Origin of the sequence: Massilia sp. (genome assembly GCF_032106685.1) — a bacterium.
Classification (GTDB): Bacteria; Pseudomonadota; Gammaproteobacteria; order Burkholderiales; family Burkholderiaceae_D; genus Telluria.
In genome coordinates this window covers 46,280-55,669 of sequence record NZ_DAMCPG010000039.1, presented here as the reverse complement: position 1 = coordinate 55,669, position 9,390 = coordinate 46,280, and the positions used below count along the sequence as shown (strand labels likewise).

Genomic DNA, 9,390 nt, shown 5'->3' with positions numbered 1-9,390 from the left:
CCAATGGCAATGGAAGCTGCTGCGCATGTACAGCAAGGCGACCATCGCGATGGTCAACGGCTGGTGCTTCGGCGGCGCGTTCTCGCCGCTGGTGGCCTGCGACCTGGCGATCGCCGCCGACGACGCCGTGTTCGGCCTGTCCGAAGTGAACTGGGGCATCCCGCCGGGCAACCTGGTCAGCAAGGCCGTGGCCGACACCATGGGTCACCGCAACGCCCTGCACTACATCATGACCGGCGACACCTTCACCGGCAAGGAAGCGGCCGCCATGGGCCTGGTCAACAAGAGCGTGCCGAAAGAGGAACTGCGCAATGCCGTGATCGAGCTGGCGAACAAGCTGCTGGAAAAGAACCCAGTGGTGCTGCGCTACGCCAAGATCGGCTTCAAGCGCGCCCGCGAACTGACCTGGGAGCAAGGCGAAGACTACCTCTACGCCAAGACCGACCAGTCGAACTACCGCGACCCCGAAAAGGGCCGCAAGGAAGGCCTGAAGCAGTTCCTGGACGATAAGACCATCAAGCCCGGCCTGCAGACTTATAAGCGGGCGTAATAGATAAAGCCCCGCATTCAGAACAAAACAATAATAATGGCGGCGGCCCTCCGAGGGCAGGTGAAAAAGCGCCAGGGCAAGGCGCATCGTTGAAGCCAGTACGCGCGTACGGCCAGACGATGCAACACAGCCATGGCGATTTTCACCTGCCCCGAACGTAAGGCCGCCTTCTATCCGATAAAACAGAGGAGACCTCTGATGTTCCAGACCGATCTGCTGATCAACGGGGAAGTCCGCCCCGCATCCAACGGCGCGACCTTCGAGCGCCGCAATCCCGCCACCGGCGACGTCGCCACCCGCGCCCCCGCCGCCACGCTCGACGACGTCGACGCCGCCGTCGCCGCGGCCCAGGCCGCCTTCCCCGCCTGGTCGGCCATGCCGCCGGGCGCGCGGCGCGCCCTGTTGCTCAACGCCGCCGACAAGATGGAAGCCCTGCGCGGGCAATTCGTGGAAGCGGCCGTGGCGGAAGCCGGCGGCGCCCCGGTGTGGTACCAGTTCAACGTGACCCTGGCCGCCAACATGCTGCGCGAAGCGGCGGCGATGACGACCCAGATCGCGGGCGAAGTCATCCCGTCCGACGTGCCGGGCTCGCTCGCGATGGGCGTGCGCCAGCCCTGCGGCGTGGTGGTCGGCATCGCGCCCTGGAACGCGCCGGTGATCCTGGGCACGCGCGCGGTCGCGATGCCGCTCGCCTGCGGCAACACCGTGATCCTGAAGGCCTCGGAGCTGTGCCCGGCCTTGCACCGCCTGATCGGCCAGGTCTTCGTGGAAGCCGGCTTCCCGGCCGGCGTGGTGAACGTCATCACGAATGCGCCGGACGACGCGCCGGCAATCGTCGAGCGCCTGATCGCCGCCCCCGCCGTACGCCGGGTGAACTTCACCGGCTCGACCAAGGTCGGCCGCATCATCGCCCAGACCGCCGCCAAGTACCTGAAGCCGGTGCTGCTGGAACTGGGCGGCAAGAACCCGGTCGTGGTGCTGGACGACGCCGACCTCGACGCCGCCGTCGAAGCGGCGGCCTTCTCGGCCTTCTTCAACCAGGGCCAGATCTGCATGTCGGCCGACCGCATCCTGGTCGCTAGCCAAGTAGCCGATGAATTCACCCGCAAACTCGCCGCGAAGACCGCTACCCTGAAGGCCGCGCGCAGCGACGCGCCGCTGGCCGGCATGGTCGACCCGGCGGCGGCCAGCCGCGTCGACGCCATGCTGCGCGACGCGCGCGAGCGCGGCGCGACCGTCACGCAAACCGAACAAGGCGTCGATGGCAACATCATGCAGCCGGCCATCGTCGACAAGGTCACGCCCGAGATGCTGGTCTACCAGGAAGAATCCTTCGGCCCGATCGTCTCGGTCATCCGTTTCGAGTCCGACGAGGAAGCGATCCGCCTGGCCAACGACAGCGAATACGGCTTGTCCTCGGCGGTGTTCAGCCGCGACATCGGCCGCGCGATGGCGGTCGCCCAGCGCATCGAGTCGGGCATCTGCCACATCAACGGTCCGACCGTGCACGACGAGGCGCAGATGCCCTTCGGCGGCGTGAAAGGCAGCGGCTACGGGCGCTTCGGCGGCAAGGCGGCGATTGCCGAGTTCACCGACCTGCGCTGGATCACGGTCCAGACCACCCCGCGCCACTACCCGATCTGAGCGGAGGCCGCCATGACCCAATCTTCGATTGCGGCAGGCGGCAGCGACGTGAAGCGGCGATTCGTCGAGCTCGGGCATCCCGAGGTCGCAGCGTACCAGGCGGACGGCGCCTGGCACGTGGACGCCGTCACGCCGCTGGCCCCCGTGCCGAGCCGCTTCACCGACCGCCTGGTCGAAGGCGCGCAGCAGCATCCGGATCGCACCCTGGTCGCCCAGCGCGGGCCGGATGGCGAATGGATCCGCCTGTCGTATGCCGAGGTGCTGCGGCGCGCGCGCCGCATCGGCCAGGCCCTGCTCGACCGCGGCCTGTCCGAGGAGCGCCCGCTGGCGATCCTGTCCGGGAACGACCTCGAGCACTTCCAGCTTGCCCTCGGCGCCATGTATGCCGGCGTGCCCTATTCGCCGCTGTCGCCGGCCTACTCGCTGGTGGCGTCCGATCCGGCCAAGCTGCGCGACCTGGTCGAGCAGCTTACGCCGGGCGCGCTCTACGCGACCGACGGGAATGCCTTCGCAGGCGCCATCGACGCCGTGCTGCCCGCCGGGACCGAACTGATCCTGGCCGATGGCGAGGTGCCCGGCCGCGCCGCCACCCGCTTCGCGGCGCTGCTCGAGACCGAGCCGACCACGGTCGACCTGCGCAACGTCCAGGTCGGACCGGCGACCATCGCCAAGTTCCTGTTCACCTCGGGCTCGACCAAGAAGCCGAAGGCGGTCATCACGACCCATGGCATGCTCTGCAGTAACCAGCAGATGCTGCTCCAGACCTTCCCCTTCCTCGGCATCGATCCGCCGGTGCTGCTCGACTGGCTGCCCTGGAACCATACCTTCGGCGGCAGCCACAACGTCGGCATCGTGCTCTACAACGGCGGCACGCTCTACATCGACGACGGCCGCGCCACGCGCCAGGACTTCGCACGCACGCTGCGCAACCTGCGCGAGATCGCGCCGACCGTCTACTTCAACATCCCGGCCGGCTTCGAGATGCTGGCCGAAGCGCTCGAGCACGACGACCGGCTCGCCGCCAACTTCTTCTCGCGCGTGAAGCTGTTCTTCTGCGCCGGCGCCGGCCTGTCGCAGGCCTGCTGGGACCACCTCGACCGGGTGGCCATGCAGCGCTGCGGCGAGACCATCCGCATCATGACGGGCCTGGGCATGACCGAGACCGCGCCGTCCTGCACCTTTGGCACCGGCCCCATCGTCAAGGCGGGCTACGTCGGCGTGCCGGCGCCCGGCTGCAAGGTCAAGCTGGTGCCGATCGGCGACAAGCTCGAAGCGCGCTTCCATGGGCCGCACGTGACGCCCGGCTACTGGCGCGCGCCGCACCTGACCGCCGAGGCCTTCGATGCCGACGGCTACTACTGCACCGGCGACGCACTGCGCTTCGTCGACCCAGGCCAGCCGACCCTGGGCTTCATGTTCGACGGCCGCATCGCCGAGGACTTCAAGCTCAGCTCGGGCACCTTCGTGAGCGTCGGGCCGCTGCGCGCGCGCGTCATCAGCCAGGGCGCGCCCTACGTGCAGGACGCGGTGGTCACGGGCCTGAACCGCGGCAGCATCGGCGTGATGGTGTTCCCGCGGATGGATCACTGCACGGCGCTCTCGGGCCTGCCCGCGGGCACGCCGGCCGCCGAGGTGCTGGCAAGCGGGCCGGTGCGCGATCACTTCAAGCGCCTGCTCGACCAACTGAATGTCGACGCCACCGGGTCATCGAAACGGATCGAACGCATGCTGCTGCTGGCCGAGCCGCCCTCGATCGACCACCGCGAGCAGACCGACAAGGGTTCGATCAACCAGGCGGCGGTGCTGAACCGGCGCGCGGCCCTGGTCGACGCGATGTACGACGGAACCGAGACACAGACGATTTTCAGCACGGTTAACGGTAATTAGCGGCACCTTTCAGCGGCACCTACCTAAAAAAACGAGGAGACGACATGAAACTGAAGACCCTGGCCTGCATCGGCCTCGCATTCCTGCCCTTCGCCAGCAGCGGCGCTTACGCGCAGAACGGCGACACGATCAAGATCGGCGTGATCGCCGCCCTGACCGGCCCCTTCGTCAACATCGGCAAGCCTTTCGAGGACGGCATCAAGACCTACATGAAGCAGCACGGCGACACCGTGGCCGGGAAGAAGATCCAGGTCATCTACCGCGACGACGGCGGCAGCAACGTCGAGCTCTCGAAGCGCGCGGCCCAGGAGCTGATCGGGCGCGAGAAGGTCAGCTTCCTGATCGGCTTCTCGCTGACCCCGAGCGCGCTGGCCGTGGCGCCGGTCGCAACCCAGGGCAAGACGCCGATGATCGTGATGAACGCGGTCACCACCGGCATCACGGCCAAGTCGCCCTACATGCTGCGCACCTCGATGACGATGCAGCAGATGACCGAACCCTTCGGCACCTGGACCGCGCAGAACAAGATCGGCAACGTGTACTCGCTGGTGAGCGACTACAGCACCGGGCACGACGCCGAGGCCAAGTTCGCCAAAGGCCTGACTGACGCCGGCGGCAAGATCGTCGGCTCCTCGCGCGTGCCGCTGGCCAATCCCGACTACTCGCCTTTCGTCCAGCGCGTAAAGGACCAGAAGCCCGACGCCCTGTTCTTCTTCGCCCCGGGCGCCGAGGACGGCGCCGGCCTGCTGAAGGCCTTCAGCGACAAGGGCCTGGACAAGGCCGGCATCAAGTTCCTCGGCGTGGGCGACATGACCAGCGACTCGCCGACCCTGGAAGCCCTGGGCGAACGCGCGCTGGGCGCGGTCACGGTGCTGAACTACTCCACCGCGCTCGACAACGAAGCGAACAAGGCCTTCCTCAAGGCCTACGCCGACGCCAACCCGAACCGCCCGGCGCCGACCTTCGTGACCGTTGCGGCCTACGACACCATGGGCATGATCTACGAGACCGTGCGCAAGCTGAACGGCAAGGTCACGGGCGACGCGGCCGTGAAAACCCTGTCGGGCATGAAGTGGAACAGCCCGCGCGGCCCGATCAGCATCGACCCCAAGACCCGCGACATCGTCCAGAACATGTACATCCGCGAGGTCAAGAAGGTGAACGGCAAGCTGGTCAACCAGCCGATCGGCGTGCTCAAGGACGTGATGCCGGACTAAGCCGCCAGCCGGTCAAGTCCAGACCCTACCCTATTCCCTGTAGTGCAGGTCCTGCCGCAGCCCGTCCACGGGCTGCGCCGGACCGATTCATCCCGACGTTTCGCCAATCCAACGGTTTCGCAATTGGAGAACATACGCATGCACCTCAAGCATTCCAGAACAATGCTCGCCGCGATCGCCGCCATCGGTCTCGCGGGCTGCAGCGGCAACGACAACGGCCACCAAGAACCTGCGCCGCAACAGCCGCCCCCAGTCGCCCAACTGCCCCAGTTGGCCCCGGCCGTCGGCGCCACGCTCGGCGCCTGTGCGGAGCTGGCCACCCGCGTCAATATTCCCGACACCACCATCACCGCCGCCAGCGAGATCGCGGCCGGCACCCTGGCGATTGCCGGCAAGCCGGTCGCTGCCCACTGCCAGGTGCTGGGCCAGATGTTCCGCCGCGTCAGCCCGGTCGACGCCAAGAGCTATGCGATCGGCTTCGAGATGCGCCTGCCGCGCAACTGGAACGGCCGCTTTTTCTACCAGGCCAACGGCGGCGTCGACGGCAGCGTGGTCACGGCCACCGGCCCGGTGGGCGGCGGCGGCCCGCTCGACAACGCGTTGAACCAGGGCTTCGCCGTGCTCAGCTCGGACGCCGGTCACGGCGCACCGACACCCTTCTTCGGCCTCGACCCGCAGGCCCGCCTCGACTACGGCTACCAGGCGGTCGGCAAGCTTACGCCGATGGCGAAGAGCCTGATCCAGGTCGCCTACGGCAAGGCGCCGGACCGCTCCTACATCGGCGGCTGCTCGAACGGCGGGCGCCACACCATGGTCGCGGCGGCGCGCTATGCCGAACAGTACGACGGCTACCTGGTCGGTAATCCCGGCTACCGCCTGCCGCTGGCCGCGCTGGCCAACATCGCCGGCGCCAAGACCTATGCCGCGCTGGCCTCGACCCCGGGCGACCTGGCGACCGGCTTCACCCAGGCCGAGCGCGCGCTGCTGTCGAACGCCGTGCTCGGCAAGTGCGACGCGCTGGACGGCGCCGCCGACGGCCTGGTCCAGGACACCGGCGCCTGCCAGGCCGCCTTCAGCCTGGAGCGCGACGTACCGACCTGCGCCGGCGCGCGCGACGGCACCTGCCTGTCCGCCGCCCAGAAGAGCGGCATCGCGGCCCTGTTCGCGGGTGCAAGCAGCGAGAGCGGCACGACGATCTACACCAGCTTCCCCTACGACGCGGGCTTCGCCACCAACGGCTGGGCCAGCTGGAAGTTCGGCGCCCCGATCGACCGCGATTCCGGCGCCGTCGCCTTCATCTGGGCGGTGCCGCCGGAAGACCCGGCCAGCTTCGACGGCCGCGACTTCGTCCTGAACGCGAACCTCGCCAGCCTGCTGGCGCGCATCAATGCGACGAACGCCGCCTATACCGAAAGCGGCACGTCCTTCATGACGCCGCCCGACGGCGCCAACCTGGCCAGGCTGAAGAACCGCGGCGCCAAGATGCTCGTCTACCACGGCACCAGCGACCCGATCTTCTCCAGCGCCGACACGACGAGCTGGTACGAGGCGCTGCGCAGCGCCAACGGCGGCGACGCCGCCAACTTCGCGCGCTTCTTCCGGGTACCGGGCATGAACCACTGCTCGGGCGGGCCGGCGACGGACCAATTCGACATGCTGACGCCGCTGGTCAACTGGGTGGAAAAGGGCCAGGCGCCCGACAGCGTACTGGCCAGCGCGCGCGGCGCCGGCAATGCGGGCGGCACGAATGCCGACCTGCCGGCCGCGTGGTCGGCGGCCCGCACCCGGCCGCTGTGCCCGTATCCGAAGGTGGCGCGCTACAAGGGCAGCGGGAATATCGAGGACGCGGCGAGTTTCAGCTGCCAGTAATCTTGCCGCTATCCGGTTTCAACGTAGGGTGGGCGCCCCTGCCCACGCGTGAACGATGCGTAGACGCGGCGCTTCATAAGCGTCGACACGACGCAGACGTCACGCGTGGGCACAGGGGCGCCCACCCTACCCGAACCGGCGCCGGTCAACGCCGCAGGAACTCCGTCGCCTGCGCCGCCGACATCGGCTGGCTGAACAGGAACCCCTGGAACAGGTCGCAATTCGCGGCCGCTAGCGCGTCGTGCTGGGCGCGCGTTTCGACGCCCTCGGCCACCACGTGCATGTCGAGCTTGTGCGCCAGCGCCATGATGCCGGCGCACAGGTCGGCGTCCTTCGGGTCGTCGGCGATGTTGCGCACGAAGGAGCGGTCCAGCTTGAGATAGTTGACCGGCAGCTGGCGCAGGTAGGCCATCGACGAGAAGCCGGTGCCGAAGTCGTCGATCGAGAGCGCGACGCCGCCGCGCCGCAGCCGGTTCAGGATGGCGATCGCCAGCTCGGGATCGGACATCATCATCGATTCGGTCAGTTCCATCTCCAGGCTGCCCGGGGCGAGCGCGTGGCGGCGGATGGTCTCGAACACGTAGTCCGGCAGCTCGGCGCTGGTCAGCTGGCTGGTCGACAGGTTGACCGCCACCGGCACCTCGCCCATTCCTTCATTGCGCCAGCGCGCGACCTGGCGGCAGGCCTCGTCGATCACCCAGCGCCCAAGGCCCAGCAGCAGGCCGAGCTGCTCGGCCAGCGGGATGAAACGGTCCGGCGCCACCAGGCCGACGCCGGGCCGGTTCCAGCGGATCAGCGCCTCGAAACCGGCCACCGTGCCGTCGCGCCGCATCTTCGGCTGGTAGTGCAGCATGAACTCGCCCGACCCCATCGCCGCGCGCAGGTCGCGCTCCAGCGCCACCCGCTCGGCGACGGTGGCGCCGAGCGAGCGCGAATAGAAGCGGTACTGGTCGCGTCCGTTGTCCTTGGCCGAGTACATCGCCGCCTCGGCCCGGCCGAGCAGTTCGTTGGCGCTGTTGCCGTCCGTGACCGACAGGCTGATGCCGGCGCTGAAGGTCAGGTGCAGGGGCTGCTGCAGGACCGGATAGGGTTGCGACAGGAAGGCGCGGACCTGCTCGACCTCGCGCGCAAGCTCCTCGACCGATCCGTCATAGGGCAGCGTGAAGGCGAATTCGTCGCCCGACAGCCGCGCCAGGTTGCCGATGCGGGCGCCGCATTGCTGCAGGCGCAGCGCGACCAGCTGGATCAGCTGGTCGCCGACGGCCTGGCCGAAATTGTTGTTGATGTACTTGAACTGGTCGAGGTCGAAGATGGCCACCGCCAGCCGGGTAGCGGACGCGGCGCCCGCGCGGGCTGCCAGCAGCTGCTCGTCGAGCGCGGCTTCGAACCTGAGCCGGTTGGCCAGCCCGGTCAGGGAATCGGTCACGCGCTCGTGCTCGAGCCGGGTGCGCAGGCCGCGCAGTTCCGTGATTTCGGTCGACAGGCCGAGCAGGCCGTTCGGATGCCCCGGCAGCGCGATCGGAATCTTGCGCGTCCAGAACAGGTGCTTGCGGCCCTGCGCGTCGGTGACGTGCTCCTCGACCGCTTGCGCCTGGCCGGCCAGCACGGCAAGGTCGTTCTCCAGCAGCGGCTTGGCGACCTCGGGCGGCAGGAAATCGGCATCGGTATGGCCGAGCAGTTCGCCGAGCGCGACACCCAGCAGGTCGAGCACGCGCTGGTTCGCATACAGGTAGCGCCCTTCGCGGTCCTTCATGAAGATGGAACTGTCGACGTTGGAGAGGATCGTGTCCAGCAGGAGGTTGCGCTTGATAAGCTCGTCCAGCGTGCGCCGCTCTTCGGTGATGTCGGTCGAGATACCGCACAGGCCGATGACGCGGCGCTGGGCGTCGAACAGCGGCAGCTTCACCGTGCGGAACACGCGGCGTCCGCGTTCGGGCAGGTAGAGTTCTTCGTCGCGCTCGAGCTTGGCGCCGGTGGCGAATACCTCGCGGTCGGTGACGAGGATCGAGTCGCAGCGGGCCAGGTCGACGAAGTCGCCGTCGCCGCGGCCGACGATGGCGACGGGGTCGGCATCGAACACGAGCCCGAGCGCGCGGTTCGCGAACAGGTAGCGGCCGTCCACGTCCTTGACGTAGAAGCAGGCGTCCAGGTTGTCGACCAGGGTCCACAGGCCCTGCAAGGGACCGGGACCGGCCGGCCCGGCCTTCTCCGACGCGTCCATGC

Annotated in this window: 6 protein-coding genes; 5 read left to right on the top strand and 1 reads right to left on the bottom strand. The window is 68.3% G+C overall.

What is annotated here, in order from left to right:
* The 5 genes from RT688_RS18720 to RT688_RS18700 all read left to right on the top strand — a co-directional run.
* Positions 1–550 (top strand): p-hydroxycinnamoyl CoA hydratase/lyase (locus RT688_RS18720; protein ID WP_313706357.1); only part of this gene is annotated, 550 nt, incomplete at its 5' end.
* A 198-nt stretch (positions 551–748) separates the two neighbouring features.
* Entirely contained in the window at positions 749–2,194 is a 1,446-nt protein-coding gene (locus tag RT688_RS18715; RefSeq protein WP_313706356.1) for an aldehyde dehydrogenase, read from the top strand.
* Positions 2,195–2,206: 12 nt separating this feature from the next.
* A complete protein-coding gene (locus RT688_RS18710; protein ID WP_313706355.1) occupies positions 2,207–4,081 on the top strand; it encodes a feruloyl-CoA synthase in 1,875 nt (624 codons plus the stop codon).
* 44 nt (positions 4,082–4,125) lie between these two features.
* Positions 4,126–5,298 carry an ABC transporter substrate-binding protein gene (locus RT688_RS18705; RefSeq protein WP_313706354.1) on the top strand — a complete coding sequence of 391 codons (1,173 nt, stop codon included), beginning with the start codon at positions 4,126–4,128 and terminating at the stop codon, positions 5,296–5,298.
* Between the two features lie 138 nt (positions 5,299–5,436).
* Positions 5,437–7,167, top strand: a complete 1,731-nt coding sequence (locus RT688_RS18700; protein ID WP_313706353.1) for a tannase/feruloyl esterase family alpha/beta hydrolase — start codon at positions 5,437–5,439, stop codon at positions 7,165–7,167.
* A gap of 145 nt (positions 7,168–7,312) precedes the next feature.
* Here RT688_RS18700 and RT688_RS18695 read toward each other — a convergent pair whose 3' ends face one another.
* Entirely contained in the window at positions 7,313–9,388 is a 2,076-nt protein-coding gene (locus RT688_RS18695; protein WP_313706352.1) for an EAL domain-containing protein, read from the bottom strand.
* Between the last annotated feature and the right edge of the window lie 2 nt (positions 9,389–9,390).

Excerpts from the sequence above, each read along its gene's own strand:
- RT688_RS18715 (WP_313706356.1), top strand. The coding sequence starts at position 749 with ATGTTCCAGACCGATCTGCTGATCAACGGGGAAGTCCGCCCCGCATCC.
- RT688_RS18710 (WP_313706355.1), top strand. The coding sequence starts at position 2,207 with ATGACCCAATCTTCGATTGCGGCAGGCGGCAGCGACGTGAAGCGGCGA.
- RT688_RS18705 (WP_313706354.1), top strand. The coding sequence starts at position 4,126 with ATGAAACTGAAGACCCTGGCCTGCATCGGCCTCGCATTCCTGCCCTTC.
- RT688_RS18700 (WP_313706353.1), top strand. The coding sequence starts at position 5,437 with ATGCACCTCAAGCATTCCAGAACAATGCTCGCCGCGATCGCCGCCATC.
- RT688_RS18695 (WP_313706352.1), bottom strand. The coding sequence starts at position 9,388 with ATGGACGCGTCGGAGAAGGCCGGGCCGGCCGGTCCCGGTCCCTTGCAG.